Below are 26,322 nucleotides of genomic sequence, written 5' to 3' on the forward strand. Positions count from 1 at the left end.
GTGCCTCGGGCATCACCATTACGATATCTGCGTTTTCTGCCTCAACGACAGTCCCAGAATGGACCCTAAGATCGCATGCAAGCCTGTGCGAACCAACATGGGAGGCCGACTTGGGGTCGGCGGGCGTGGGCCGCGCCCCTTCCGCGTGTCGAGCATCCTGATGGCCACGAGGTCCGACTCAAGCGGGTGGCGCTCGGCCACGTTCGCGAGCTTTTTCGCTTCGGTGAACCGGCACCGCTGCCCCTGCACCAGCGGCGCCACCGGGTCGCTGTCCGACGGACGGTTGGGTCGGGGGTCGACTTGCCTTAATTCTTGCCTTATTTGTGCCGCCGGCCGGACGCCATTCCGGACGTTCGGATGCATCAGGTCGCGCCAGTCATCGACCTGCAGCGCGTTGCGAAACTTGCGGGCTTCGCGTCGCATCCGGCGCACCAGAAGATGGTGCGCCAGCGCGTATTCCGTGGCGTTTAGCCTGCTTCCGCGCTGCGCTTCGGCGTGCATCACTCAGAACGCATACGAGGCTCGTGCCCATTGCGGGGACGCGTCCTTCTTCGTCCTGGAAATAGGAAATTGGCAGCGGACACAAGGTGAGGCGACCTTACGCTTACGTTGTAGAGTGACATTTGGTTGTAAGGCAAGGTAAAAGGACGCGGCACCATGCCGCGTCTAAATCTAGGTCTGCACACGGGTTTGCGCGGCACGCGCCTTGAAGCTCGACGTGCCGCTGGCGGCACGGTCACGGCACTAATTGCGGCACCTTGCCGTGCCACGCTACTACGGCCTGCGCCGACGTTGCCTCGGCCTTGCCGAAGCCGCAGCGATGAACTGCCGCAGCGAAGACGACCTCTGCCTGTGGCCCGACCCGCGGGAGCGGCCACGCAGTGACCGAAGTTCGTCTCGCACGCTCGCCATCCTGGGCAGTCGCGCACCGGAAACCGCAGCCGGATCCATCGCCGCCGAAACTGGCCTGAGGCATCGCCTGGCTGCGGACGGCCAGCGCGTCTCGGGGGGTACCTACCTCCGCAGTGTGCGGCTCGCCAGCGACCGCTGCGCGCTGCTACACAACACCCGCGAGCCGTAATCGAGAGGCAGCCCGGCCAGCCGCTCGTTGCCAACGTTCGCGGCAGCCGCGTGTTCTGGGCGAGGGGATTCTGCCGGGGCTTTCCGCACTGGTCGCCGCACGACCATGCCGCATCGCAGCATGGAGTCGACGAGTAGGCCGAGACCCGACAGCCCAACAGGCCCGTTCCGTGCCGTTTCCGACAGGCAGGGTAGGGTTTCCGCATCGTCCTGCATTAACAGCTTAATGCCCTGTCGACAGCCCCGATGCTGCCCAAGCCACCGTTTGCGTCCCGCTCCCCTGCCGGTTAAAGATTCGTGTGTCGCACTGCTGTGATCGACCGGCCCATGACGCACGGCTACACCGGTATCGTCGAGATCGAACTGCTCCGGGATGTGCCCGCGGACGCCCCGTGCGCGAACGACGACGTGGCGCAGGAGTTCGAGGCCTTCATGCGCGACCAGCAGCCGTGCCTGCTGCAGTTCCTGCGACTGCGCGTGCCCAACGACGAGGACGCGCACGATCTGGCCCAGGAGAGCCTGACCCGGCTGCTGCGCTACCGCGACAGCGAGCCTGCCTCGGCCTGGCGGCCGCTGCTGTTCCGCATCGCCCGCAACCTGATCAACGAGCAGTACCGCCGCAGCCAGACCCGGCACGTTGGCGATCACGTGCCGCTGGAAGGCGTGGAACTGCCCGACCCCGCGCCGGCGCCGGCGCAGCACCAGCAGGATGAGTGGCTGCGCGCCGCCATCCTGGAACTGCCGCCGCGCTGCCGGCAGGTGTACGTGCTCAGGCGCGTGGACGGCCTCAGCCACGCGCAGATCGCCCGCCGCTGCGGCATTTCCGTGAAGACCGTCGAGAAACACCTCACCAAGGCACTGGCCATCCTGTGCGAGAGGGCAGGGGTTTGGGCCTCCGATGCATCTTCATGAAGACACCGATGGACCGAAGCCCATGAACAGCGGAGCCATCCCACCGGAAGTCCGCACGGCCGCACAGCAATGGTTCGTGCGCCTGCAGTCGGCGCAAGGCGGCGACGCCCAGCGCGACGCCTTTGAACGCTGGCGCGATGCCGATCCCGCGCACGCCGCCGCCTACCGGGCGGTGGAAAGCGTGTGGCAGCGCAGTGCCGCGATGGTCCAGGATCCGGCCCTGAGCGACGTACTGCACCGCGCCCGCAGACTGCCGCCCGAACCGTCGCTGCTTCGAAGCGCGTTTCCCGCGCTGGCCACTGCCGCCTGCCTGATGCTGGCCGTCGGTATCGGCTACCGCCTGTGGTGGATGCCGGAGCAGGTGCCCGCAGTCGCCCATGCCACCGCGCTGGGCGAACAGCGCACCGTGCAGCTGGACGACGGCTCCACCGTGGTGCTGGACACGCAGAGCGAACTGCAGGTGCGGTACGGCAGGCGCGAACGCGGGCTCGTCCTGCAGCAGGGCCAAGCCGACTTCCAGGTGCAGGCGGACCCGCGGCGGCCGTTCGTGGTCCGCGTGGGCGACGCCACCGTCACCGCGACCGGCACCCAGTTCCAGGTGCGGCTGGCCGAGGACGCCAGCGCCGTCACCCTGCTGGAAGGGGAGGTGGTGGTCGCCGGCCGCGGAGGCGAGGGCGACCGGGTGACGCTGCAGGCCGGCGAACGCATCGCCATCCTGTCCGGCGGCGGCCTTGGCCCCCGCGAGCGCTTGGCCGAGACTGACCTGGCCAGCGCCCGCGGCTGGACCGAGGGCACCCTGGTCGTGCGCGAATGGCCGTTGGCGCGGCTGCTCGCCGAGATGAACCGCTACACCGAGTCACCCTTGCGCCTCGCCGATCCTGGCTTGGCCGGACTCGAGATCAGCGGCAGCTTCAAGCCGAGCGACCAGCAGTCGTTCCTGCTCTCGCTCGAATATGGCTGGCCGATCGAGGTCGACCGCAGCGTCCCCGATGAGATCGTGCTCCGCCGCAAGTGACTGCCCGGGAGTATCCCTCTCCCGCGAGCGGGAGAGGGGCGGGGGTGAGGGTGCGCACGGCAGGCATGCGATTGCCCCCATTCGATCCGGAGGTAGGGATTGTTCGTTCCCCTGCATCAGCAGGTGGGCACTCCGCACTGCGCCATTCAAGTGGGCGGGCGGCACCACACCTGACACTGGGGAGTCATCGATGAAGGCACGAAAGGGGAACGTGCGCCGGCAACGCCCGGCGCCGATGCCGAAGAAGCTGTGTAGCGCGCTGCTGCTGGCGCTGGCCACGTGTACCACGCCGGCCTGGGCGCAGCGTAACGATGCGCTGCAGGCCTACAGCATTTCCGCCGGGGACTTGGCCAGCGCGCTGGACCAACTCGCCAGTCAGAGCAAGGTGCAGATCATCTATCCGGCCGAACTGGTGCGCGGTAAGCGTGCACCGGCCGTTTCCGGCCAGCAGACTTGGCGCGAAGCTCTGCAGCGATTGCTTGCCGGTAGCGGCCTCGAATGGGGATTCGTCAATGACACTACTGTGGTGATCCGGCAGGGCGCTGCCCCAGTCACGTCGCAACCGCAGGCCGCTGTACGCAATACCCCGGCACGCACGCAATCGGTGGAAACCGAAGTCCAAGATTTGGAAAGACTAACCGTCACCGGCACCCGGATCCGCGGTGCTGCGGTCGCATCTCCTGTGATCGTGCAAACTCAAGAGCAAATGCGCGCCGCCGGCCAGAACAATCTGGGTGAAGTAGCCCGCAGCCTGCCTCAGAGCTTTGCCGGCGGCCAAAACCCAGGTGTGGTGGACCCAGAGCAGAATAACGGCGGCGGCAGTTCCTTCAACCTGCGCGGGCTGGGCTCGGACGCGACCTTGACGCTCCTGAACGGCAGACGGCTGGCCTACAACGGCGCAAACCAGGCGGTTGACGTGTCCTCGATACCGCTTGCCGCAGTTGATCGCGTGGAGGTCGTGGCGGATGGCGCATCGGCGCTCTATGGGTCAGACGCCGTGGGGGGCGTTGCAAACATTATCCTGCTGCGAGACTTTGACGGGCTACACACGACGGCACGTCTCGGAACCGCTACAGACGGCGGCTTTACGCAGCAGCAGTACAGCGGTGTCGCCGGTACGACATGGAATTCGGGCGGCGTGCTGCTTGCACTGGACTTTTCCAGGAACACCGCCGTCGACGCAGCCGATCGAGATTTCACGAGCGCGCTTGACGGTGACCAGACATTGTATCCCCGGAATGTCCAGCGCACCGCCCTCGCCAGCGCGCATCATCAGGTTTCCCCTCTGATCGGCGTGTCGATAGATGCAATACTGAACGATCGGGACACGCGGACCGCGAGCGCCTTCTCCGTTGCGTCGCCGCCCACCTTCTTCGGCGCGATTGCCGAAGCCGAAACGCGATCCTTCGTCGTCTCTCCGCAGCTTGATATCAGTCTAAGCGATGCCTGGGACCTGAATGTCTCCGGCACATATGCAGGGGACAAGCGGCAGGGTAATGATCGCGCCTTCAACAATGGCGGCCTGCGCGACACAGCCTTGGCGATGTATGACAACACGACCAAGGTCCTAGAGGTCTCCGCCACTGGGAGCCTCGGCCGACTCAACGGCAATCTGATCCGGGTCGCCTTGGGCGGCGGATATCGCTCGGCCCATCTCGATCAAAGCCTCGATGTAGTTACGGCGACCACGACCACGAGCCTCAGCGAGTTTTCGAACAGCCGCGACAGCTACTATGGCTTCGGCGAACTGGAGATTCCGGTCATTTTGCCGGCGAATGACAGCATCGTGTCCCGTCTTACGATCACGGGCGCGCTTCGGTACGAGGATTACGGCCGGGGAGATGACCTAGCGACCCCAAAGGTGGGCGTCATCGTCGGGATTAGCGATGCGATCGAAATCAAGGGCAGCTGGGGAAGGTCGTTCAAGGCGCCGACGCTTTACGAGCAATTTCGCATCCCAAGCGCTTATGTCTATCCAGCCAACTTCTTCGGCGTAACGACCCCTGGGGCTACAGTCATAATGCTCGGAGGTGGGAATTCGGACCTGACAACCGAGAACGCGACCACCTGGAGCGTTTCGGCGGACGCGCGTCCGGCGCTCCTCAACGGCGGCAAGATCGGAGCGAGCTACTACAACATCCGGTACAAGGACCGGGTGGTGTCACCAGTGACGTCCCTCGTGACGGTGTTCACGACGCCAGGTCTCCAGCAGATCGTCACCTACAATCCAACGACTCAAGAAATCGCGGACGCGGCATCTATCGCTCCACTCGGCCTCCAGCTTGGAATCCCGCTGTCCTATGATCCAGCCGCCGTGTTTGCCATCGTGGACAGCCGCTACTTAAATGCGGCGCGGCAGGACATCGAAGGCGTGGACGTCTTCGTCGACCATCTCATCGAAACGGAACGAGTGGGGCAATTTACGCTTTCGCTCATCGGCACCTATCTCGAAAGCACGCAGACGTTCCTTCCCGGCGCGGAGCCGATTGACCGCGCGGGGACGGTTTTCAACCCGCCCCATTGGCGCATCAGGGGTGGAGTGACGTGGTCGCAAGACGGCGCCGCCGCGAACGCGACCGTCAACTACATGAGCTCGCTCCGCGATAGTCGTTTCCAGCCTGAGGACCTGCTGGACCCGCTGACGACCGTTGACCTCACTGCACGCTATGCCTTCCCGAACGAAGGCGGGATCTTGGGCGGACTCGAACTCGCGGTGTCGGCGCTCAATGTGTTCAACACGCGCCCGCGCGTAATGCGCACAACGAGCGCTACTGCCGTTCCATACGACTTGGCCAACCATTCCGCGCTAGGTCGCGTCGTAAACTTCACGTTAGGGAAGTCGTGGTGATCCGCGGCCGGATGCGCGTCGCGCCGGTGTTCGCGGCTCTAGTCGGCATTGCGCCTAGCGTGGCGCACGCAGAAGTCTGTGATTGGCTCGCCCCGCCCGAAATCGTTCAGGGTGAACGGCGGCCGGTCACTGCCGATGACCTGATCCGCATAAGGGACATTGGACCACCGACCGTTTCCCCTGACGGGAAGCGTGCCGCCTTTGAATTGCGGACGGCCGATGCGCAAACCAACACCTACTGCATTGGCCTATACGTTCTCGACCTAGCCGATGGCGGACGTGCGATCCAGTTAGACGTCGGGGGTGACGTCCGGATATCGGGCTACGCCGACTTCGGCCTTTCCGCCTATCCTGACGGTGGCCTACAGCCGAGCATTCCCCGGTGGTCGCCCGATGGAACATCGCTCGCATTTCACAAGCGTAGCCACGGCGTCGATCAACTTTGGATCGTACAAGCCACCGGCGCCGCGCCGGCACGACAAATGACGATGTCAGAAACTGACATCGAGAGGTTCTCCTGGTCCGATGACGGAAAGACAATCGTCTATTCCACTCGGCCCGAGATTCTACGGGAGCGCGAGAGAATAGGCGCGGAGGCACGAACTGGATTCCTCTACGATGAGCGGTTCGTGAAGGCCATAACACCGCCTTGGCCGCTCCAGGCGCCTGCCGAGGTATTCGCGCTAGATCTCGCTGAGCCAATCATTCGGGAAGCGCTCCCCGACGAAGCCGCGTTGCTCACCCGCGCGGTTAGCGGGGTTGACGGCAACGTCGCCTCGGGCGGAAGGCGCGCCTGGCTTGAGCCGACGATGTTCATGCGGGATGGCGCTTTGTGGGCGATCGACGCCAACGACCGTGAGACGCGCTGTCTGGCCGACGAATGCAGGACTGGCGTCCAGGCGGTGTGGCCAAGTCTGGACGGCCGCGAAGTTCGCTTTCTGCGAAACGAGGGCTGGGCAGGGGGAGGGAAGGCGCTTTACCGCTGGCGTCCCGGGTCCGCCGAGGTCTCAAAGGTCTTTGAGACCTCCGATCGGATTTCTCACTGCCAACCGGCGGGAGACGAACTACTGTGCCTTCGCGAAGCTTCCACAATCCCGTCTCACATCGTCCGGATTGATCCTGCGACTGGCACAATCTCGACGCTGTTCGACGCCAATCCGGAATTCGCCGCTTTAACCTTGCAACCCGCGCGACGCCTGGAGTGGACCAATGATCTCGGCCTTGAAGCATTCGGGGACCTGGTGTTGCCGCCGGGGCATCGATCCGGACAGAGGCACCCCCTTATCGTCACGACTTATCGCACCCGCGGTTTTTTAAGGGGCGGAACCGGTGATGAGTATCCAATCCAGCTCTTCGCTCAGGCTGGCTTCGCCGTACTCAGCTTCGACCGTCCTGCTGAACCCAACGGATTTGATTTCGAGACCTTGGACGCCTGGTTTCACGCGAACAATGTAGATTGGAGCGATCGCCGTAGCGTCAATTCCGCTTTGGAAGCCGGCATTGCGAAGGTGGTCGCATTGGGCGTCGCAGATCCAGATCGGGTCGCGGTAACGGGACTTTCTAATGGAGCTTCAACGGTGGAATGGGCGCTGTCGAATAGCGACAAGTACGCCGCCGCCAGCATCAGTTCCTTCAATAGCCCGGTTTGCTACATGGCGCTGGGCGGCCCCGCACGCGCCGACGTGTTTCGGGAGAAATGGGGGCTGAAAGGCTTGACTGACGCCGACGCGCACGCCTATTGGAAACCTGCAGCGATCGCCCTCAACGCCGATCGCGTTCGAACACCGATTCTCGTGCAAGTGTCCGAATATGATCTTCCTTGCGGAATCGACACGTTCGCCGCGCTGCGGGAGCAAAGGAGGCCGGTCGAGATGCACGTCTTCCCCGGAGAGTTCCATTTGAAGTGGCAACCGGCGCATAGGCTTGCTCTGTATCAACGCAATGTGCAGTGGTTCAAATACTGGCTGCTCGATGCGCGCTACGAAGACCCGATTGACCCCGAACAGTATGAGCGATGGTCGAAGCTGAAGGAGGAGGCCGGCTTGTAGAGTTCAAGTGGCCTAGATATCTGCAGCCGCTGTTCCATTTCTGCCTCTTTCATCAACGAGGAGGTTGCTCACGAGCGGAGCTCAAGATCGTGGTAGGCCGGCTTCGGCATGCTGGGAATCGTGACTGCTGCGAGTTTTCACTCTTTGAACTTAAGTAGCGGTGGATGTCTTACCAGAAAGCGGGGTACAGGGCGCCACGCAATAGAAAGCTATTATGGATCTGCGTCATCTCCGGTACTTTGTAGCAGTTGCTGAGGAACTGCATTACGCCCGTGCTGCCGAGCGGTTACACATCGATCAGTCGCCGCTCTCGCGGGCGATCAAGGACTTGGAGTACGACCTCGGTACGCAACTGCTGGCGCGTACTACGCGCAACACCCGCCTGACTTGGGCGGGCGAGGTTTTCCTGGCCGAGGCCAAGCGTGTGCTGACTGCCTTCGAGCAGGCGAAGCGTAGCGGCAAGGCAGCCGGCTCCGGTTTCCGCGGATTGCTACGGGTGGCGGTGTCCGACGGCACGGCCACACCGCAGTTTGCAACCCTGCTCAGGCGTTGCCGTGAAGAGGAGCCGGACGTACGCATCCAGTTGTTTGATGTGCCGCTGGCGCAGCAAGTCTTGGGCTTGCGCACCGACCTGTACGACGTGGGTTTCGCCCATGCCTCAACCGAAGCCGCGGGGCTGGCGGCGGTGCCAGCGTGGACAGATCCAATGGTGCTGGCGATCCCGGCTCGGCATCCGCTGTTGGCGCACAAGCGTGTGCCGTTGGCCGAATTGTTGCGCTATCCGCTGGTGCTGTTCCATCCCGAACAGGCCGAGGGTGCGTACCGCCAGGTGGAACCACTGCTACGTACGGTCGAGGTTGAGCCCGAAGTGGTCGAGCAGGTGGCGAACTTCGACATGATGTTGGCGCTGGTAGTGGCCGGCTACGGCGTCGGCGTCGCCAATGCGTCCCAACTGAGCCAGTACCGGCACCCGGAGGTAGTCGCCCGTTCACTGGCGGGCATCTCTGCAGTGTTGACCACGTACCTGCTGCGGCCCGATGCGCCGCCGTCCGAGCAGTTGGGCCGCTTCATTGACCGTGCGGTGATTGCGGATGGTGACGAGACAGAGAAGGGTGTTCTCGTCGATGACAAGCGATAAGACTCACCGTAAGAAAAAAGCCGCCCAGCGGTTGGCTGGACGGCTTCCGGATTGGTGCCCGAGGTCGGACTCGAACCGACACGCTTTTAAGGGCGGTGGATTTTCATCCCACTTCGGCTTTCGCCGCCGACGTTCCGTTGGAACGTCGTTCGTGGTCTGGAGCACGCCTTCACCATAGTCTTGCGACCGTAGGTGCCCGCCGTCTGCTCTCTACACCTTCCCGGCTCTTTCGATCCGGGCTTGGCTCGGCACTAGCTCGGACTCGCGTCCAGGGCCTCCGCCGAGTTTGACGGGCTTCACCTCTGGGGTTTCCCCCGGAGGGCTCAAATTGTCTGAGTCCACTGCGTCTACCAATTCCGCCACTCGGGCGTAACGCGATGTTACTTCAGTACCCCGGACTACGACCGGATAGGCCCAGATTCGCTGCAATCTGGTTCCTATTTGGCTCCTAGCGCGGAGTTTTGATCGTTTGCTGCTGACTGTCCCCTGCAAAAACTCTTTATGTGACGCGAACTTAGCGCATGAACGGCGATTGAACGTGGTAAGGAGCGGGGGTTTTTGAGTCCGCTGCGTCTACCATTCCGCCACTTCGGCAGCGGGCGGGCAGTATAACGGGCGAGGGCGAGGGCGAGGGGCCGCTATCGGGGGTCCGGTTCCGTGAGCAGCGGGTGTTCCCGGCGGATCAGCCAGCCTTCGCCCTCGACGACGTGCGGATTCTCGGGCAGGTAGACGTGGCAGTGCCGCAGGCGGCGCTGGTAGACGTGCACGGAGACGGCCACCTCGGCACCGGGGTTGTGCACGGCGTGGTACTCCTGCGGCGACAACAGGCGGCTGGCGCGTCCGGTGTCGAGCACGGCGGTGGCGTGCCGGGCGAAGCGCCAGCGGCGGCCATCGCGGGCCACCGGCGCGTAGTCGTCGATCCGCAGCCGTCCCTGCCAGACGCATTCCACGCACCAGGCGCCGTCGTGGTCGTGGATCGGCGTGCCCTGGCCCGGCGCCCAGGCCATGGCCACCACGCTGTATCCATGGCTCGGGCTGGCGTGGAGTTCGCGCCGGGCGTAGCGGTCGCCGAGCGGCCTGGCGACCGCGGGCGGCAGCCTGAAGCCTGGATCGGCCGCCAGCGCGGCCAGGGCCGCGGCCACCGCGCCGGTGACCGCGCCGAGGCCGTCGTCGCGGTGGACCGCCGCGTCCAGTGCCGCTATCAGTTTCGGTTTGCCGAGGAAATCCAAGGGGGCGCCGCCTTTCCTGAATAGGCGAAGCGTACCTCTGGGTATGTTACGCGGATGTTCCGGGGAGGCCGGCTTGGCGGGCTCAGAGGCGGCCGAGGAAATTGCGCACGGCCGGGCCGAAGCGGGCGATGTCCACCAGGAAGGCGTCGTGGCCCTGCGGCGATTCCATGCCGATGAATTCGGCCTGGGCGCCGCCCTCGGCCAGGCCTTCGGCGATCTCCTGCTGCTGCTGCACCGGGAACAGGATGTCGGTGCGGGCACCGATGGCCAGGGCGCGTTCCACGCGGATCTTCGCCAGCCCGGCATGGACGTCGCCGCCGCCGTGCTCGGCCACGTCGAACCAGTCCATCGAGCGGCTCATGTACAGGTAGCAGTTGGGGTCGTAGCGGCGCACGAAGCGGCGGGCGTGGCCTTCCAGGTAGCTCTCGACCTGGAACTCCAGGCCGAAGGGGTCTTCCTCGCCGCCGTTGAAGGGGCTGGATTCGTCCAGGCGCACGCGGCCGAAGCGGCCGTCCCATTCCAGCGCCGAGCGATAGGTGATCACGCCCAGCTTGCGCGCGATGCGCATGCCCGACTCGGGCCAGGTGGCGTCGTCGTACTCGCCGTTGTTCCAGTTCGGGTCCAGGCGGATGGCCTCGCGCTGCAGCGAGCGCACCGCGATGGAGAAGGGCAGGGCGCGGGCGCTGCCGGAGATGTTGATGTGGGTGCGGGCCAGGCCGGGGTGGCGCAGCAGCAGGGCCAGGGCGGTCATGCCGCCCATCGAGTTGCCGATGACGCAGGCCAGCCGCTCGATGCCCAGGCCGTGGACCACCTCGGCCGCGGCGTCGGCCACGTCCTCGATGGACAGTTCCGGGAAGTCCAGGCGGTAGACGCGGCCGCTGGCCGGGTCGATCGAGGCCGGGCCGGTGGAGCCCTTGCAACTGCCCAGCGAGTTGACGCAGACCACGAACCAGCGGTCGCTGTCGACCGGCTTGCCGGGGCCGAGCATGGCTTCCCACCAGCCGGGCGCGGGATCGTCCGTGCTGGAGGCGGCGTGGGCGTCCGGCGACAGGCCGGTGACGATGAGCACCGCATTGTCGCGCCGCGGATTGAGCGTGCCCCAGGTCTCGTAGGCGATGCGCGCGCCGCGCAGCGCGCCGCCGCGCTTCATCGGGAACGGCGAGGCCAGCGTGTGGAAGCGGCTGCCGGGCGGGATGAACTCGCTGGGGGCGACGGGAAAGGGGGCGGCCGGGGACATAGGGGCCGAAGTTTAACGGCATAGGCCCCGCTGTTCGCAGGGGTATCGCGGGAAACTGATTCCCGCGGCGGACGATTATCGCGTCTGGCCGCCGATGACCAGTTCGACCGGTCGCGCCGCGGGCAGGGACACGCGCACCGCGGGCGACTCCAGGTCGTCCTCGCCGCGGTCGGCGCTGCCGCCCGCCGAGATGCGTGCGAACACTTCCACTTCCTGCAGCATCGACAGGGTCTGGGTCGGCATCGGGCTGTCGCCGTCGTCCAGCACCAGTTCCAGCGGCAGCGATGCCAGGGCGTGGCGTTCCACCGCCACCGGCATCGGCGGGCCGCCGGGCACGCGCGCGATGACGAACACGACGGCATCGCCGCGCAGGCGCGCGCGCGCGGCGAACTCGGGGTCCAGCGCGACCTTCACCGTCAGCGCATGCGCCGATGCGGCCGTGCCGGCGGCGCCCGGCGCCTGGCCGGCCGGCAGCGGCGGCAGCCCAGCCTCGGCGCGTGCCTCGTCGATCTGGGTGCGCAGGCTGCGCGCGGTGGCCTCGTCCACCGAGCCGAGCAGCGCGGCCCAGGTGGCCGCGGCTTCGGCGGGCAGGCGTGATTGCCGCTGCCACACGCCCAGGAACCAGGTCGCGCGCGGATGGCCCGGGTGCAATTCCAGTGCGTGGCGCAGCCATGCCACGGATTGTTCGTCGAAGCGGCGCTGCGGGTCGGCCAGGGCGCGCGCCTCGGCCGCATCCACCAGCAGGGAGGGTTCGTCGGGCGCAAGCTGCGCCGCGCGCGCGTACGCGTCGCGCGCGGCGGCATGGTCGCCGCGCGCGGACTGCGAGCGGGCGAGCAAGGCCCAGCCCTCGGGCTGGTTGGGGTTGCGCTGCAGTTCCTCGGCCAGCCGGGCGATGGCCTGCTCCAGGCTCTGCGGCGCCTCCAGCGCGGTTTCCTGCAATGCGGCCGGCGTCCCGGCCAGCCGGTACAGCGCCAGCACCGCCAGTCCCAGGGCCAGGGTGCTGGCCAGCAGCGGCCAGCGCGGGCGCCGCCACAGCGGCCACAGCACCCAGGCCAGCACGCCCAGGGTGAGCAGGGTGGCGATGGCGGCGAACAGGGCGGTGGCGGCGTTCACCATTCCTGCTCCTCGTCGCCGTTCGCGCCGGGGCCGGCATCATCGCGCGCCTGCCCGGCCGCGCGGCGGCGGACGATGCGCCATACCACCGCGGCGCCGGCCAGCAGCACCCCGGCCGGGCCGAACCACAGCAGCCAGGTGTGCCGCTCCAGCGCGGGGCGGTACAGCACGAACTCGCCGTAGCGTTCGACCAGGAACTGCTTGACCTGGGCGTCGCTGCGGCCCTGGCGCATCAGCTCCAGTACCTCGCGGCGCATGTCCTGGGCGATCTGCGCGTGGGAGTCGGCCAGCGACTGGTTCTGGCACATCACGCAGCGCAGCTCGGCGGTCAGCGCATGGAAGCGCGTTTCCTCGGCGGTGTCGTGGAACTGCAGCGGCGACGGGTCGCCCGCCGGCTGCGCCGCGGCGAAGGGGAGAGCGAGCAGCAGGGCCAGCCCCAGCCACGCCCAGGCCCGTGCCTTTGCGGGCGCAGGCAGGCCGGCGCCTGCAGAGGGACGTCGATACGGCAGAATCACCGCGCCCGCTCCGCCTGTTCCAGCGCCGGCAGCAGGCGCTCGCGCACCACGGCCCGGGTCAGCGGGCCGGTGTGCTTCCAGCGCACGATGCCGCTGCCGTCGACCAGGAAGGTCTCCGGGGCGCCGGCCACGCCCCAGTCCAGGGCGTAGCGGCCTTCCTTGTCGGCCAGCACCACGAAGAACGGGTTGCCGTAGCGCTCCAGCCAGCGCAGCGCGTCCTCCGGCTCGTCCTTCCAGTTGTAGCCGACCACGCGCACGCGCTTGGTCTGGGCGAATTCGGTCAGTACCGGATGTTCTTCGCGGCACTCCACGCACCAGCTTCCCCACACGTTGAGCACGTAGGGCGCGCCGCGCAACTGCGCCGCACTCACCGCGACCGAGGGGTCGTGCAGCAGCGGCAGCACGAAATCCGGGGCGGGCTTGCCGATCAGCACCGAGGGCAGCACGTCGCGGTCCGAATCGCCCGAGCGCAGCACGCCATGCAGCATCAGCGCCAGCAGGCCGACGAAGAAGAGCGCGCCCATCGCCACGGCGATCGCGGGCAGGCCCTGCGGCTTGCGGGGGGCGTCGTTGCGCGTGTCGTTCATGCGGGTCTCTCCGGGGGCAGGCGGCGGAAGCGGCGGTCGGCGGCGGCGACCAGCCCGCCCAGCGCCATCAGCAGCGCGCCGGCCCAGATCCAGCGCACGAACGGCTTGATGTGCACGCGCACCGCCCAGGCGCCGTCGCCCAGCGATTCGCCCAGCGCCACGTAGACGTCGCCGGCCGGGCCCGCCCGGATGCCGGCCTCGGTCATCACCTGGCCGCCGCTGGCGTAGGCGCGCTTCTCCGGGTGCAGCAGGACCAGCTCGCGGCCGCCGCGCAGCACCTGCACGTGGCCGCGGTCGGACAGGTAGTTCGGCCCGGGGCGTTCGTCCACGCCCTGGAACAGGAACTCGTACCGGCCCACCTGCAGCGACTGGCCCGGCTTGAGCGCGACCTCGCGCTGCACGTTCTGCGCCTCCACCAGCAGCGCGCCGACCAGGAACACGGCGATGCCCAGGTGGGCCAGGGCCATGCCCCACATCTCCGCGGTCAGGCGGCCGCTGCTGCGCAGCCGGCCCCAGACGAAGCGCAGCGTGCCCAGGCCCACCCATGCCGCGCCAGCCACGCCCAGCGCGGTCTTCCATGCGCCCTGTGGGGCCAGGAACCACGCCAGCACGCCCAGCGCCAGGGCCACGCCCAGCCACGGCAGCAGCACCGCCATCGCCTTGGAGGCTTGGTCGCGCTGCCAGCGCACCAGCGGGCCGAACGGCACCAGCGCCACCAGCGGCACCATCAGTACGAAGAACAACAGGCCGAAGTAGGGCGGGCCGACCGAGATCTTGCCCATGTCCAGCGCATCGGCCAGCAGCGGGTACAGGGTGCCCAGCAGGACCATCGCGCAGGCGCTGGCCAGCAGCAGGTTGTTGAGCAGCAGCAAGGTCTCGCGCGAGGCCGGCTGGAAGCCCGCGCCGGCCTGCAGGCGGCCGGCGCGCAGCGCGTACAGCAGCAGCGATGCGCCCACCACCACGCCCAGGAACACCAGGATGAACAGCCCGCGCGAGGGGTCGGCGGCGAAGGCGTGCACGCTGGTGAGCACGCCGGAGCGGACCAGGAAGGTACCCAGCAGCGACAGCGAGAACGCGGCGATGGCCAGCAGCAGGGTCCAGCCGGCGAAGCTGCCGCGCTTCTCGGTCACCGCCTGGGAGTGGATCAGCGCCGCGCCGGCCAGCCAGGGCATGAAGCTGGCGTTCTCCACCGGGTCCCAGAACCACCAGCCGCCCCAGCCCAGCTCGTAGTAGGCCCACCAGCTTCCCAGGGCGATGCCCAGGGTGAGGAAGGCCCAGGCCACGTTGGTCCACGGCCGGGTCCAGCGCAGCCAGCGCGCGTCCACGTGCCCGTCCAGCAGCGCGGCGATGGCGAAGGCGAACGGCACCGCGAAGCCGACGTAGCCGAAGTACAGCATCGGCGGGTGGAAGATCAGGCCCGGGTCCTGCAGCAGCGGGTTGAGGTCGCGGCCTTCGAGCGGCGCCGGCAACAGCCGCGCGAACGGGTTGGAGGTGAAGATCAGGAACGCGATGAAGCCCGCCGCGACCACGCCCATCACCCCCAGCACGCGCGCGACCACCGGCGCCGGCAGCGCCCGGGACAGGCCGGCCACCGCCGCGGTCCACAGCGCCAGCACCAGCGCCCACAGCAGCAGCGAACCCTCGTGCGCGCCCCACACCGCCGAATAGCGGTACATCGCCGGCAGCAGGGTGTTGGAGTTCTCGGCCACGTACTTGACCGAGAAGTCCTGGACCACGAAGGCCCAGGTCAGGATCGCGAAGGCGCCGGCCAGCAGCAGCAGTTGCGCGTACGCGGCCGGCCGCGCCACCGCCATCCACGCGGCATTGCCGCGCTGCGCCCCGGCCAGCGGCAGCACGCTCTGCAGCAGCGATACCAGCAGCGCCAGGGCCAGCAGGACCTGGCCGAGTTCAGGCAGCACGGGCGCCTCCGGGGCGGCCGCGGTCGGGCGTTGCCATCAGGGTTGCGCCTCCGGGGCCGGCACCCGCACGTCGTGCTTCTGGTGCGCGATGCCCATCTTGTCGGCCACTTCCTTGGGCATGTAGGTCTCGTCGTGCTTGGCCAGCACGTTCTCGGCCACGAAGGTGCCGCCTTGCATGCGCCCGGTGGCGACCACCGCCTGGCCCTCGCGGAACAGGTCCGGGAGGATGCCGGTGTAGACCACCGGCAACTGCGCATCGCCGTCGGTGACCTGGAAGTGCGCGTCCAGCGAGCCGCTGGCGCGCTGGAACGAACCCTTCTCGACCATGCCGCCGAGGCGGAAGCGGGCCTGCCCCGAAGCGACCTCGGCCCCCGCGTCTCCGCGCAGCACCTCGGCCGGGGTGTAGAGGTAGGCCACGTTGTGCTGCAGGGCCATGGCCACCAGCGCGGTGGCCGCGCCGGAGGCCAGCACCAGCAGGGCGACGAACAGCAGGCGGCGGCGGCGCACCGGGTTCATCGGCTCAGCTCCGCCGCCCGGCCCGCATCGCCGGCCGGCTTGCGTTCGCGGCTGGCGCGCAGGCGCACCGCGCGCAGCTCGCGCCGCACCTGCAGGCGCGGCGCCAGGAAATCCCACAGGAAGACCAGGACGAACACCGCGTAGGCGCCGATCACGTAGGGCAGGTAGCTCACGCGCCGTCCTCCGCCAGCCGGCGCACCCAGTCCTTGCCGGACTCGCGGGCCAGGTTGTCGGCGCGCGCGCGCGCCAGCAGCGAGCCGGCGAACCAGAGCTTGGTGCCGACCACCATCCACCACAGCGGCGCCATCATGCTCGGGTCCAGGCTGGACTGGCCGAACACGCGGATGGTCTGGCCCTGGTGCAGCGAATCCCACCACTCCACCGAGTAGCGGATGATCGGCAGCAGGGCCACGCCCACGATGGCCAGCAGGCCGGCGGCGCGGGCCGAGGCGCGGCGGTCGTCGCCGGCGTGGTACAGGCCGATCACGCCCAGGTACAGGAACAGCAGGATCAGCTCGGTGGTCAGGCGCGGGTCCCAGTCCCACCAGGTGCCCCACATCGGCTTGCCCCAGATCGAGCCGGTGGCCAGGGTGATCGCGGTGAAGGCCGCGCCGACGGGCGCGCAGGCCATGGCCAGGATCTCGCACAGCTTGATCCGCCAGACCAGGGCGATGGCCGCGTACAGCGCCATCAGCGCGTAGACGAACATGCTCATCCACGCCGCCGGCACGTGCAGGTAGAGGATGCGGGCGCTGTCGCCCTGCTGGTAGTCGGCCGGCACCACGAACAGCGCCTGCCACAGGCCGACGCCCATCACCGCCACGGCGGCCAGCCAGCACCAGGGCGCCCAGCGGGCGGCGAAGCGGTCGAAGTACGGCGGCGAGCCGAGCAGATGGAACCAGCGGATCACCGGGTGCATGGGGGAGGTCACATTGCTCACTGGGTGGCGCCGGCGGTGGCGGACCGGCGCCGGACAGGCTCGACAGGCCATTTTTTCAGACTCCGCCCCCTGCGCCAAGCGCGGACCGGAGCGGACCGTTCAGCAGCGCGCGGTTGCGACGTGCCGGTTTCCGGCGCAGCGGCCAGGCCGGGTACGCGGGAACCGGGTGCATTCTCCCCTATTCGCGGCACGTGCGCCTTGATCGGGCGCAATCGCCCCCTGCGTTGCCGCAAGGGCGCTCTCGGGCGCGATAGGGCCTGCCACCCTGCGAGTGCGTTCACAGGGCGAAGCGGGGCGCTCCTACGACTGGGCGATGCGGATCGCGGCGGCGGCGGCCAGCGGCGCCAGCACCGCCGAGGCCACCAGCATGGCGGCCATCAGCAGCAGCGCGCCGGCCGGGTCCAGCCCCTGCGCGCTGGCGGCCACGCTGCCGGCGCCGAACACCAGCACCGGCACGTACAGCGGCAGGGCCAGCAGGGCCACGAGGATGCCGGAGCGCTTCAGCCCCACCGTGAGCGCGGCGATCACCGCGCCCAGCAGGTTCAGCACAGGCGTGCCCAGCAGCAGGGTCAGCATCAGCATCGGCAACTGCGCATGCGGCAGGTACAGGAATTCGCCCAGCAGCGGCACCGCGGCCAGCAGCGGCACCGTGGTGGTCAGCCAGTGGGCGAGGGTGCGCACCGCCACCAGCCAGGCCAGCGGCACCGGCGCCAGCAGCCACTGCTCCAGCGAGCCGTCCTCGGCGTCGCCGCGGAACAGGCTGTCTAGCGACAGCAGGCCGGCCAGCAGCACCGCCACCCAGATCGCGTAGGGCGCCACGAAATCGCCCAGCACCTGCCGGCCGCCGCCCAGGGCCAGGGCGAACATCACCACCACCAGCAAGGCGAACAGTGCCGGCTGCAGCGCATCGCCGCGGCGGTGCCAGACCAGGCGCAGGTCGCGCGCGAGCAGGGCGCGGGCGGCCTGGAACAGGGAGGGCGTGGCGCTCACCGTGCGCCCTCCATGCCGCGGATGGCGTGCGGCCGCGCCCGGCACGGACGTGCGCGTCCGTGCCGACGGGTGGCCACGGCGCCTCCCGGCGCCGATGGGCGATGGGCGAAGTGCGTGGTCCGCACGCTTCGGCAATCCATGGCATTCATGCGGCCGCGGTGCCCAGTTCCAGCATCCGCGTGCGCACCGGCGGCGCGGCATAGGCGCCATGGGTGGTGACCAGCGCCGCGCCGCCATCGCGCAATTGCGCGGAGATCATCCGGTTGACCAGGTTGATGCCTTCCAGGTCGAGGTTGGCGTAGGGTTCGTCCAGCAGCCAGAGCGGCGCGGGGGAAAGCCACATCCGGGCCAGGGCGACCCGCTTCCTCTGCCCGGCCGAAAGTTGCCGCGCCGCCGCGTCCTCGTAGCCGGCCATGCCGACGACGGCCAGCGCCTCGCCCGGTTGCTGGCGCGGGCGGCGACCGTGCAGGCCGCAGAGGAATTCCAGGTTCTCCAGCACCGTCAGTTCGCCCTTCAGCGCCGGCAGGTGGCCCAGGTAGGCGATGGCGTGGGCGCGCAGGGATGGGGCCGCCACCCGTCCCCGTATCTCGACATGCCCGGCATCGGCGCGCAGCAGCCCGGCCAGCACCCGCAGCAGGGTGGTCTTGCCGGAACCGTTTCCGCCTTGCACCAGCAGCGCCTCGCCCGCGTCCACGGCGAACGCCAGCGGGCCGAACACCGGCGCTTCGTTGCGGGCGAACGCCAGGCCACGGGCGGCCAGCAGCGGCGGGCGGGCGGTGTGGGTCATCGGCGCGCATTGTAGCCGGCGGCTGCCTTTCGCCAGGTCGCCCCTGGAGCCGGCTCCTACGGCCAGTCCACGTGGGGCGTGCGGTCGCCGGGCGGGCGCGGGCGGTACATGCGCAGCCGCACCGGTTGGCCCATGCGCCAGTGCAGGAGCCCGGCCTGGCCGTAGCGCCGGGCGATGGCGTCCGCCTCGCGTGCCGGCACATCCGCCACCAGCAGCCCGGGCTCGTGCCACCCGTCGTCGGCATCCCCCGCCTCGGCGGGAAGAACGGCCAGGCCGCGCGCATGGAGTTCGGCTTCCAGCGCGGCGCCCGCGGCGTGGTTGGAGGCCTCGTCCCGCGGTACCGATTGCGGGTTCCACGCGGTCACCAGGGTCCACGATGCGGCCGGCAATGCATGCGCCAGCACCGGCGGCGCGGGCTGGCCGATGCGCAGCGCCATTTCGCCCCCGTCCAGGCGCACGCGGTAGAGCGCCGCCAGGTACGCACCCAGCAGTTCCGGGGTTGCCGTCACCATGGCGGGAATGCGGTGTTGCGCCATGGCCCATCATCGCCGGCCATCGTCTTTGCGTACACTCCGCGGTTCCGTACACCCATGCCGGAACCGCGATGCCGCCGCAGATCCCGCCGACCAAGCTGCCCCGGGTGGGCACCACCATCTTCACCGTGATGTCGCAACTGGCCGCCGAGCACGGCGCGGTGAACCTGGGCCAGGGCTTTCCCGATTTTCCGGTGCCGCAGCGGCTGGTGGACGAACTGGACAAGGCCATGCGCGCCGGCCACAACCAGTACGCGGCGATGACCGGGGTGCCGGCGCTGCGCCGGGCCATCGCCGGCAAGGCGCTGCGCTGCTACGGCGCGCGGGTCGACGCCGACGCCGAGGTCACCGTGACCAGCGGCGCCACCGAGGCGATCTTCAACGCCATCCATGCGGTGGTGCGCCCGGGCGAGGAGGTGATCGTGCTCGACCCGGCCTACGACTGCTACGAGCCGGCCATCGACCTGGCCGGCGCGCGCGCGGTGCACGTGCCGCTGGACCCGGCCACCTTCGCGGTGGACTGGGAGCGGGTACGCGCGGCCATCACCCCGAGGACCCGGATGCTGATGGTCAACAGCCCGCACAACCCGTCCGGGGCGATGTTCTCGGCCGACGACATGCGCGCGCTGGCCGACCTGCTGCGCGGCACGCAGATCCTGCTGCTCTCCGACGAGGTGTACGAGCACATCGTGTTCGACGGCCGCCGCCACGAGTCGGCGCTGCGCTGGCCGGAACTGCGCGAGCGCGCCTTCGTGGTCTCCAGCTTCGGCAAGACCTACCACTGCACCGGCTGGAAGATCGGCTACGCGATCGCCCCGCCGGCGCTGAGCGCGGAATTCCGCAAGGTCCACCAGTACAACGTGTTCTGCAGCTTCGCCCCGGCCCAGCATGCGTTCGCGGCGATGATCGAGGACGAACCGGAGCACGACGAGCGGCTCGGCGCCTTCTACCAGGCCAAGCGCGACCGCTTCGGCGAGCGGTTGCGGGGTACCCGGCTGCGGCCGTTGCCGGTGCCGGGCGGCTATTTCCAGTTGGTGGACTATTCGGCGGTCAGCGACCTGCCGGACCACGAATTCGCCAAGTGGCTGACGGTCGAGAAGGGCGTGGCGGCGATCCCGCTGTCGCCCTTCTACGAGAACCCGCCGCCGGGACAGCGCCTGGCGCGGCTGTGCTTCGCCAAGAACGAGGCCACCCTGGACGCGGCGATCGAGCGGCTGCGGCGGCTGTGACGGAGACGACCATGCAGGACCTGCGCATCTCACTCGTCCAGGGCGACACCCGCTGGCACGACCCTGCCGCCAACCGCGAGCACTACGGCGCGCTGCTCGCGCCGCTGGCGGGGAGCACCGACCTGGTGGTGCTGCCGGAGACCTTCACCAGCGGCTTCTCCAACGATGCCATCGACAAGGCCGAGGGCATGGACGGGCCGACGGTGGAATGGGTCCGCGCGCAGGCCCGTGCGCTGGGCGCGGCGGTCGCAGGCAGCGTCCAGTTGCGCGTGCCCGACGACACGGGTGCCGCCAGGGTGTTCAACCGCCTGCTGTGGGCCACGCCCGAGGGCGGGCTGCAGTGGTACGACAAGCGCCACCTGTTCCGCTATGCCGGCGAGCACAAGCGCTACGCCGCCGGCCGCGAGCGGTTGACCGTGGAGTGGAAGGGCTGGCGGATCAATCCGCAGGTCTGCTACGACCTGCGCTTCCCGGTGTTCTGCCGCAACCGCCATGGCGTGGAGCGCCCCGGGCGGCCGGACTTCGACCTGCAGCTCTTCGTCGCCAACTGGCCGGCGGCGCGCGCCCATGCCTGGAGGACGCTGCTGCGCGCCCGCGCCATCGAGAACCTGTGCTACGTGGCCGCGGTCAACCGCGTCGGCGTGGACGGCAACGACCTGGCCTACGACGGCGACAGCGCGGTGATCGATTTCCTCGGGCAGGCGCAGGTGGAAGCGCACGGCAGCGAGCAGGTGGTGACCACCGCCATATCCGCCGCGGCGCTGGCCGCGCACCGCGAGCGCTTCCCGGCGATGCTGGACGCCGACGCCTTCGAATTGCGCTGACGCGGCCGGGCGAATGCCGGCCGGCAGGCTGCGACCAGCCAGTCGCCGGGGCGGGCTCCCACCGGCATGCTCCACCGGCGCGCTGCCGTCCGCGATCCCGCATCGGCGGCTGCGTCCATGCACGCCGGCAAGCCGCGGAGGGGATCGCGGTTCGACCGGGGCCGATGCCCGCCACGGATCCCAGCGCGGGGATCTCGCCGGCATGCCCCCGCTTGCGCGATGCTTGGACACCGCGTCCGCAGAGCCCCCGCCATGGCCCACGATCCGCTCCAGCTCGCCTGCCCGCAGTGCCACGCGCTCAACCGCGTGCCGGCCGCGCGGCGGGGCGATGCCCCGGTCTGTGGCCGCTGCCGCGCGCGCCTGTTTCCCGGCGAACCCTTCGCGCTGGGCACCGCCGGCTTCGATGCCCATGCGCAACGCACCGATCTGCCGCTGCTGGTGGATTTCTGGGCGCCCTGGTGCGGGCCGTGCCGGGCGATGGCGCCGGCCTACGCGCAGGCGGCCGCGCTGCTGGAGCCGCGCCTGCGCCTGGCCAAGGTGGATACCGAGGCCGAGCCGGCGCTGGGCGCGCGCTTCGGTATCCGCAGCATTCCCACCCTGGCGCTGTTCCTGCACGGCCGCGAGCTGGCGCGCCAGCCCGGAGCGATGCCGCTGCAGGGGATCGTGCAGTGGGTGGGACGCCACCTGCCGCCGGCTGGCTGAACCGCAGGATGCGGCCGCCGGCCGGGCGGGCGGCCGACGACGGGGCGACGACACGGGGCTGCTATATGCTCGGCGCCGTCACAGCATCGCCACGGAGGTTGCCATGTCCATGCTTTCCCGCCTGCTGCCCAGCGCCGCGCTGTGCGGCCTGCTCGCCCTGGCGCCGGTACCCGATGCGCAAGCGGCCGGCGACGTCGACTGCAAGCTGCATTTCAACCTGTCCGGCTGGTCGGCCTTCTACAAGACCGCCAAGGGCACCGGCACCATCCGTTGCGACAACGGCGCCAGCCTGCCGGTGCGCATCAGCGCCAAGGGCGGCGGCGTCACCTTCGGCAAGTCGAAGATCGAGGACGGCGTGGGCGAGTTCTCCGGCGTGGCCAACATCCGCGAGACGCTGGGCACCTATGCCGCGGCCGAGGCGCATGCCGGCGCGGTCAAGTCCAGCAAGGCGCAGGTGATGACCAAGGGCGAGGTCTCGCTGGCCCTGGCCGGCACCGGCAAGGGCTGGGACCTGGGCGTGGCCTTCGGCAACTTCGTGATCGAGGCGCGCTGAGCGGGTGCATGCCTGCGCCCGGGTGAGGGGATGCGGAAGTCCCGGCTTCAGGCCGGGCCCAGGACCGGCGGAAGGTCCACGTCCGCATCGACCAGGTGCAGCGTGGCGGGCCGGTCCAGCAGCCATTCGGTGAAGGCCACCGAGCAGCGGATGTCCTCGTCCAGCGGCAGGTCGCGGCCCAGGTCCAGGCGCAGCATGACGAACCCGTAGGCCGGCCCGCGCCGGACCCGGACGAAGTCGATGCCGTCGACCCGCGCCCGGTAGGAGAAGCGGCCGGCGTAGCCTTCGCGCTTGTGCGGATCGGTGCAGTACAGCACCACCTGCGGCCCGGAATCGCCCCAGGCCAGGTGGTCGGCCGGGTCCACGTGCAGTTCCAGTTGCAGCGAGCGCGGGGCGCCGCCGCGGAACCACAGGCCGCGCTCGACATGGGTGTCGTCGATCGAACCGATCCGGCGCACGATCAGCGGTGGCCGGGTCCACGCGGGGCGGTCGACCGGCGCCTCGTTGCGCCGGCGCAGGTCGGCGGTGCGGGCCGCGTAGGCCTCGGCCATGCAGGCCGGATCGCCGCAGCGGTCGAGCACCTCGTGCCGCCACTGCCGTTGCTGCGCGTCCAGGTCGCGCGCGCCGGCCTGTTTCCTCCTCAGCGCCGCATACATCATCGCCATCCGGGCGTCGGCCTCGGTACAGGTCTCGCGCTCCAGCGCCATCCCGGCCTGCGCGCAAGCGTGCGGGGGCAGGGCATCGGGCGCGGGCTGGGCGAGGGTGCGCAGCGGCAGCAGGACGAGGGCGAGCAGGACGAGCGAGCGAGGTCTCATGGGCCGCAATCCGTGGGGCAGGTGAGTCTGGCCGGTGGCGATGCCGGTTGCCAAGGGGGCATGCGCGGAGGCGGCGGTTCGCGCGTCCGGGTCAGCGCACGCCGCGGCGATGGAAGTAGACCTGCTCGGCGGCCCAGCGCAGCGGCGCCGAATGCAGCAAGAGGTCGAACGGCCAGTCCATCTGCAGGCGGTCGAAGGCCCAGCGCAGCATCCGCTTGCTGCGGAAGCGCGGCGCCGCGTCGCGGGCCACGTCCTCCGGCGAAGGCCCCGTGCCGCGCGAGTGCGCCGCGGCGGCCGCGCCGATGGCCCAGCCATGGGCCCAGGCCGAATGGATGCCGCCGGCGGTGACCGGGGAGACGATGCCGGCGGCGTCGCCGGTCAGCATGGCTCCGGGCCGCGACAGCGGCCGCACCGGGCCGCCGCAGGGGATCAGCCCGGCGCGGACGGCGTCCGGGCGCCGGTCGTGCGGCAGGCCGACGCGCACGCCGATGCGCTCCAGGAATCCCCCGATGTCCGGCAGGCGCGAACGCGCCGGATCGTGGCGCAGCGCCAGCCCGGCCTGCACGCCGGTGGGATTCTGCGCCACCCAGCCGATGTAGCCGGGCGCATAGCGGCGGCTGAGGAAGCAGTGCAGGGCGTCGGACTCGGGCAGTCGCAGTCCGGCGTACTCGTGTTCGACGCCGTAGAGGAAATCGCCCACCCGGCCCAGGTCGGCGCGCTCGGCCACGCGCGAGCGCGCGCCGTCGGCGCCCACCAGCCAGCGTACACGGCCCACGCCCGGCACCTGCCAGCCCTCGCCGTCGCGCTGCGCCGTGGTGAAGGAGGCTCCGAGCCGCAGTTCGGCGCCATGCCGCGGCACCTGCGTGGCCAGCCAGCGCATCAGCGCGGGGGTGTCGGTGGTCAGGAAGTAGTAGCCGGGCGCGGACAGCGCGATGTCGCGCAGCGAGGGCGAGTAGAGGCGGACGCGCTCGACCCTGCGCATGCACTCGGCGGGCGCCTGGCCGAGCAGGGTCTGCTCGGCCGCCTCGCGGACCACGATGCCGGTGGTGTGCAGGCGCTCGCCCGGGTCGCGCTTGCGTTCCAGCACGCATACGCGCAGCCCGGCCGAGGCCGCGGCGATCGCGCAGGCGGCGCCGCCGAAGCTGGCGCCGACCACCAGCAGGTCGAAGTCGTGGTCCGGCACGTGCGTTGCGACGGGTCTTGCCGGGCGGCGTCAGCCCTGGCCGCGCGGGCCGCGGTTGCCGCCGCGCGGCGCGCCGCCGGGACGCCCGCCCGGCGTGCCGGGGCGGGGGTTGCCCGCGGGGCGGGCGCCGCCGCCGGGACGGGGATTCCCGCCGGGGCGGGAGTTTCCACCCGCCCGGGCGCCGCCGCCGGGATTGGCGTTGCCGCGCGGTCCGCGGTTGCGGTCCGCCGCGCCGTACGCGGACGGCGTGGCATGGTCGGACGGGAAGTGCGGGGCGGCGCCCGGGTGGCCGTAGGGACGCGCCGGCTTGCGGGCGCCCTGGCCTTGGCCCTGCCCCCCTCCCGCGCCGCCGCCGCCCGCCGCCTTGCCGTAGCGCGGCTTGCCGCCGGGACCGGCGTTGCGGTGGCCGCTGGGGCCGGTGCTCACGCCCTCGGGCACGTACCAGCTACGGAACGCGGCGGGGTTGCCGTCGGGCAGCGGCTTGGGGCCTTTCTGCTTGCGCTGCTTGAATGGCTTCTGCGACTGCTTGGCCGCGGCCTCGCCGGTCACGGTCAGACCGCCGGGCTTCTTGCCGCCGCGGCCGCGGCGATCCTCGCGCACGTGGTCGAAGCGGCGCAGCTCGCGGCCCTCGTCGGCGGTGTTGTGGCCATTGACGTAGGCCTGGCTGCGGCCGCCGCCGTCGCCGTCGCGGGCGACCTGCACGGTGGCCTTGGCGGCGCGGCGCTGGCCGATCACCGGCTGCAGGGTCAGGGTGGCGTCGGCGCCGTCCTCCAGCGCCAGCTCCTTGCGCAGGGCGTCCACCTGCGTGGCGGGCAGTTCCTGCGACTGGCCGCGCAGCAGCTCGCGCGGCAGCGCCACGCTGCCGTAGCGCACGCGCTTGAGCCGGCTGACCTGGCAGCCCTGCGATTCCCACAGGCGGCGCACTTCGCGGTTGCGGCCTTCCTTGACCACGACCTTGAACCAGTCGTGCGAGTCGGTGCCGCCGATGCGTTCGACCTGGTCGAACTTCGCCGGCCCGTCCTCCAGGGCCACGCCGCGGGCGAGGCGGTCGACGAGGTTGTCCGGCACCTTGTCCTGGCCTTCAGGGGCGCGCACGCGCACCACGTACTCGCGCTCGACCTCGAAGGAGGGATGCATCATCGCGTTGGCGATCTCGCCGTCGGTGGTCAGCAGCAGCAGGCCGGTGGTGTTGATGTCCAGGCGGCCGATGGCGATCCAGCGCGCGCCCTTCAGCCGCGGCAGCGCCTCGAAGATCGTCGGGCGGCCTTCGGGGTCCTCGCGCGTGGTCACCTCGCCCTCGGGCTTGTTGTAGACCAGCACGCGCGGCGGCTCGGTCAGGGCGGAGGCGACGAAGGCCTTGCCGTCCAGCTCGACGCGGTCGCCGCTGCGGATGCTCTGGCCGACCTGGGCGACCTCGCCGTTGACCTTGACCAGGCCGTCGGCGATGCGCTGCTCCAGCGCGCGGCGTGAGCCGAGCCCGGCCTGGGCCAGCACCTTGTGCAGCCGTTCTTCCGGCTTGGCGGGGCCGGCGGCGGCGTCCGCGCGCTTGAGCGAGAGCTTGCCGAGGGATTTGCGGGGGGAATCAGTCATGGGTCCTGCTCCGGCCGCC

25 protein-coding genes are annotated in these 26,322 nt (G+C 69.7%); 9 read left to right on the top strand and 16 right to left on the bottom strand.

Going from position 1 to position 26,322, the window contains the following annotated elements; all coding sequences use genetic code 11:
• Positions 1-18 precede the first annotated feature (18 nt).
• Positions 19-501 carry a hypothetical protein gene (locus HNR76_RS05585; protein ID WP_162309892.1) on the bottom strand — a complete coding sequence of 161 codons (483 nt, stop codon included), beginning with the start codon at positions 499-501 and terminating at the stop codon, positions 19-21.
• 906 nt (positions 502-1,407) lie between these two features.
• Here HNR76_RS05585 and HNR76_RS05595 point away from each other — a divergent pair.
• The 5 genes from HNR76_RS05595 (at position 1,408) to HNR76_RS05615 (ending at position 9,041) form a co-directional block, all read left to right on the top strand.
• The gene (locus HNR76_RS05595; protein ID WP_162309893.1) at positions 1,408-1,992 is read left to right on the top strand and encodes an RNA polymerase sigma factor; all 585 of its coding nucleotides are present in this window, start codon (positions 1,408-1,410) and stop codon (positions 1,990-1,992) included.
• Between the two features lie 22 nt (positions 1,993-2,014).
• Positions 2,015-3,007: a FecR family protein gene (locus tag HNR76_RS05600; protein WP_162309894.1), complete on the top strand. Its 993-nt coding sequence runs from the start codon at positions 2,015-2,017 to the stop codon at positions 3,005-3,007.
• Positions 3,008-3,197: 190 nt separating this feature from the next.
• Positions 3,198-5,855, top strand: coding sequence for a TonB-dependent receptor (locus HNR76_RS05605; RefSeq protein WP_162309895.1), 2,658 nt, complete (start codon positions 3,198-3,200; stop codon positions 5,853-5,855).
• Entirely contained in the window at positions 5,849-7,903 is a 2,055-nt protein-coding gene (locus tag HNR76_RS05610; protein WP_162309896.1) for an Atxe2 family lasso peptide isopeptidase, read from the top strand. Before HNR76_RS05605 ends, HNR76_RS05610 begins: the two co-directional genes overlap by 7 nt.
• Before the next feature lie 214 nt (positions 7,904-8,117).
• Positions 8,118-9,041 (top strand): LysR family transcriptional regulator, encoded by a 924-nt coding sequence (locus tag HNR76_RS05615; RefSeq protein ID WP_162309897.1) that lies wholly within the window; start codon positions 8,118-8,120, stop codon positions 9,039-9,041.
• Between the two features lie 638 nt (positions 9,042-9,679).
• Here HNR76_RS05615 and HNR76_RS05620 read toward each other — a convergent pair.
• The 12 genes from HNR76_RS05620 to HNR76_RS05675 all read right to left on the bottom strand — a co-directional run bounded on the left by HNR76_RS05620 (position 9,680) and on the right by HNR76_RS05675 (position 19,386).
• A complete protein-coding gene (locus HNR76_RS05620; RefSeq protein ID WP_162309898.1) occupies positions 9,680-10,270 on the bottom strand; it encodes a cysteine dioxygenase family protein in 591 nt (196 codons plus the stop codon).
• A gap of 82 nt (positions 10,271-10,352) precedes the next feature.
• On the bottom strand, positions 10,353-11,507 hold the full coding sequence (gene metX, locus HNR76_RS05625; protein ID WP_162309899.1) for a homoserine O-acetyltransferase MetX: 1,155 nt from the start codon (positions 11,505-11,507) through the stop codon (positions 10,353-10,355).
• Between the two features lie 75 nt (positions 11,508-11,582).
• Entirely contained in the window at positions 11,583-12,623 is a 1,041-nt protein-coding gene (locus tag HNR76_RS05630) for a tetratricopeptide repeat protein (protein WP_162309900.1), read from the bottom strand.
• Positions 12,617-13,096, bottom strand: a complete 480-nt coding sequence (locus tag HNR76_RS05635; protein ID WP_425501764.1) for a cytochrome c-type biogenesis protein — start codon at positions 13,094-13,096, stop codon at positions 12,617-12,619. The genes HNR76_RS05630 and HNR76_RS05635 overlap by 7 nt, the downstream gene beginning before the upstream one ends.
• Before the next feature lie 35 nt (positions 13,097-13,131).
• Complete coding sequence (locus HNR76_RS05640) at positions 13,132-13,722, bottom strand: DsbE family thiol:disulfide interchange protein (RefSeq protein WP_162309901.1); 591 nt, start codon at positions 13,720-13,722, stop codon at positions 13,132-13,134.
• Positions 13,719-15,641, bottom strand: a complete 1,923-nt coding sequence (locus HNR76_RS05645) for a heme lyase CcmF/NrfE family subunit (RefSeq protein ID WP_162309902.1) — start codon at positions 15,639-15,641, stop codon at positions 13,719-13,721. Before HNR76_RS05645 ends, HNR76_RS05640 begins: the two co-directional genes overlap by 4 nt.
• Positions 15,642-15,677: 36 nt before the next feature.
• On the bottom strand, positions 15,678-16,157 hold the full coding sequence (gene ccmE / locus HNR76_RS05650) for a cytochrome c maturation protein CcmE (protein ID WP_162309903.1): 480 nt from the start codon (positions 16,155-16,157) through the stop codon (positions 15,678-15,680).
• The gene (ccmD, locus tag HNR76_RS05655; protein ID WP_162309904.1) at positions 16,154-16,330 is read right to left on the bottom strand and encodes a heme exporter protein CcmD; all 177 of its coding nucleotides are present in this window, start codon (positions 16,328-16,330) and stop codon (positions 16,154-16,156) included. Before ccmD ends, ccmE begins: the two co-directional genes overlap by 4 nt.
• A complete protein-coding gene (locus HNR76_RS05660; RefSeq protein ID WP_162310120.1) occupies positions 16,327-17,076 on the bottom strand; it encodes a heme ABC transporter permease in 750 nt (249 codons plus the stop codon). Before HNR76_RS05660 ends, ccmD begins: the two co-directional genes overlap by 4 nt.
• A 321-nt stretch (positions 17,077-17,397) precedes the next feature.
• Positions 17,398-18,087 carry a heme exporter protein CcmB gene (ccmB, locus tag HNR76_RS05665; RefSeq protein WP_162309905.1) on the bottom strand — a complete coding sequence of 230 codons (690 nt, stop codon included), beginning with the start codon at positions 18,085-18,087 and terminating at the stop codon, positions 17,398-17,400.
• A 145-nt stretch (positions 18,088-18,232) separates the two neighbouring features.
• Positions 18,233-18,874, bottom strand: coding sequence for a heme ABC exporter ATP-binding protein CcmA (ccmA, locus tag HNR76_RS05670; RefSeq protein WP_162309906.1), 642 nt, complete (start codon positions 18,872-18,874; stop codon positions 18,233-18,235).
• A gap of 56 nt (positions 18,875-18,930) precedes the next feature.
• Entirely contained in the window at positions 18,931-19,386 is a 456-nt protein-coding gene (locus HNR76_RS05675; protein ID WP_162309907.1) for a DUF3293 domain-containing protein, read from the bottom strand.
• A gap of 92 nt (positions 19,387-19,478) precedes the next feature.
• Here HNR76_RS05675 and HNR76_RS05680 point away from each other — a divergent pair, with 92 nt between their 5' ends.
• From HNR76_RS05680 to HNR76_RS05695, 4 genes are all read left to right on the top strand, one after another.
• The gene (locus HNR76_RS05680) at positions 19,479-20,636 is read left to right on the top strand and encodes a pyridoxal phosphate-dependent aminotransferase (protein WP_162309908.1); all 1,158 of its coding nucleotides are present in this window, start codon (positions 19,479-19,481) and stop codon (positions 20,634-20,636) included.
• 11 nt (positions 20,637-20,647) lie between these two features.
• On the top strand, positions 20,648-21,460 hold the full coding sequence (locus tag HNR76_RS05685; protein WP_162309909.1) for an amidohydrolase: 813 nt from the start codon (positions 20,648-20,650) through the stop codon (positions 21,458-21,460).
• Between the two features lie 252 nt (positions 21,461-21,712).
• Positions 21,713-22,162, top strand: coding sequence for a thioredoxin TrxC (gene trxC, locus HNR76_RS05690; protein ID WP_162309910.1), 450 nt, complete (start codon positions 21,713-21,715; stop codon positions 22,160-22,162).
• 109 nt (positions 22,163-22,271) lie between these two features.
• Positions 22,272-22,715: a hypothetical protein gene (locus HNR76_RS05695; RefSeq protein ID WP_425501765.1), complete on the top strand. Its 444-nt coding sequence runs from the start codon at positions 22,272-22,274 to the stop codon at positions 22,713-22,715.
• A gap of 47 nt (positions 22,716-22,762) precedes the next feature.
• Here HNR76_RS05695 and HNR76_RS05700 read toward each other — a convergent pair whose 3' ends face one another.
• The 3 genes from HNR76_RS05700 to HNR76_RS05710 all read right to left on the bottom strand — a co-directional run bounded on the left by HNR76_RS05700 (position 22,763) and on the right by HNR76_RS05710 (position 26,303).
• Positions 22,763-23,530, bottom strand: a complete 768-nt coding sequence (locus HNR76_RS05700) for a lysozyme inhibitor LprI family protein (RefSeq protein ID WP_162309911.1) — start codon at positions 23,528-23,530, stop codon at positions 22,763-22,765.
• A 91-nt stretch (positions 23,531-23,621) separates the two neighbouring features.
• Positions 23,622-24,713 (bottom strand): NAD(P)/FAD-dependent oxidoreductase, encoded by a 1,092-nt coding sequence (locus tag HNR76_RS05705; protein ID WP_162309912.1) that lies wholly within the window; start codon positions 24,711-24,713, stop codon positions 23,622-23,624.
• Positions 24,714-24,743: 30 nt separating this feature from the next.
• On the bottom strand, positions 24,744-26,303 hold the full coding sequence (locus HNR76_RS05710) for a pseudouridine synthase (RefSeq protein WP_162309913.1): 1,560 nt from the start codon (positions 26,301-26,303) through the stop codon (positions 24,744-24,746).
• Between the last annotated feature and the right edge of the window lie 19 nt (positions 26,304-26,322).

Origin of the sequence: Pseudoxanthomonas broegbernensis (genome assembly GCF_014202435.1) — a bacterium.
Classification (GTDB): Bacteria; Pseudomonadota; Gammaproteobacteria; order Xanthomonadales; family Xanthomonadaceae; genus Pseudoxanthomonas; species Pseudoxanthomonas broegbernensis.

Bases quoted from the DNA above. Each gene is read 5' to 3' on its own strand.
- HNR76_RS05585 (WP_162309892.1), bottom strand. From the start codon at position 501: ATGCACGCCGAAGCGCAGCGCGGAAGCAGGCTAAACGCCACGGAATAC.
- HNR76_RS05595 (WP_162309893.1), top strand. From the start codon at position 1,408: ATGACGCACGGCTACACCGGTATCGTCGAGATCGAACTGCTCCGGGAT.
- HNR76_RS05600 (WP_162309894.1), top strand. From the start codon at position 2,015: ATGAACAGCGGAGCCATCCCACCGGAAGTCCGCACGGCCGCACAGCAA.
- HNR76_RS05605 (WP_162309895.1), top strand. From the start codon at position 3,198: ATGAAGGCACGAAAGGGGAACGTGCGCCGGCAACGCCCGGCGCCGATG.
- HNR76_RS05615 (WP_162309897.1), top strand. From the start codon at position 8,118: ATGGATCTGCGTCATCTCCGGTACTTTGTAGCAGTTGCTGAGGAACTG.
- metX (WP_162309899.1), bottom strand. From the start codon at position 11,507: ATGTCCCCGGCCGCCCCCTTTCCCGTCGCCCCCAGCGAGTTCATCCCG.
- HNR76_RS05630 (WP_162309900.1), bottom strand. From the start codon at position 12,623: ATGGTGAACGCCGCCACCGCCCTGTTCGCCGCCATCGCCACCCTGCTC.
- HNR76_RS05640 (WP_162309901.1), bottom strand. From the start codon at position 13,722: ATGAACGACACGCGCAACGACGCCCCCCGCAAGCCGCAGGGCCTGCCC.
- ccmE (WP_162309903.1), bottom strand. From the start codon at position 16,157: ATGAACCCGGTGCGCCGCCGCCGCCTGCTGTTCGTCGCCCTGCTGGTG.
- HNR76_RS05660 (WP_162310120.1), bottom strand. From the start codon at position 17,076: ATGCACCCGGTGATCCGCTGGTTCCATCTGCTCGGCTCGCCGCCGTAC.
- ccmA (WP_162309906.1), bottom strand. From the start codon at position 18,874: ATGACCCACACCGCCCGCCCGCCGCTGCTGGCCGCCCGTGGCCTGGCG.
- HNR76_RS05675 (WP_162309907.1), bottom strand. From the start codon at position 19,386: ATGGTGACGGCAACCCCGGAACTGCTGGGTGCGTACCTGGCGGCGCTC.
- HNR76_RS05680 (WP_162309908.1), top strand. From the start codon at position 19,479: ATGCCGCCGCAGATCCCGCCGACCAAGCTGCCCCGGGTGGGCACCACC.
- HNR76_RS05685 (WP_162309909.1), top strand. From the start codon at position 20,648: ATGCAGGACCTGCGCATCTCACTCGTCCAGGGCGACACCCGCTGGCAC.
- trxC (WP_162309910.1), top strand. From the start codon at position 21,713: ATGGCCCACGATCCGCTCCAGCTCGCCTGCCCGCAGTGCCACGCGCTC.
- HNR76_RS05695 (WP_425501765.1), top strand. From the start codon at position 22,272: ATGCTTTCCCGCCTGCTGCCCAGCGCCGCGCTGTGCGGCCTGCTCGCC.
- HNR76_RS05700 (WP_162309911.1), bottom strand. From the start codon at position 23,530: ATGAGACCTCGCTCGCTCGTCCTGCTCGCCCTCGTCCTGCTGCCGCTG.
- HNR76_RS05710 (WP_162309913.1), bottom strand. From the start codon at position 26,303: ATGACTGATTCCCCCCGCAAATCCCTCGGCAAGCTCTCGCTCAAGCGC.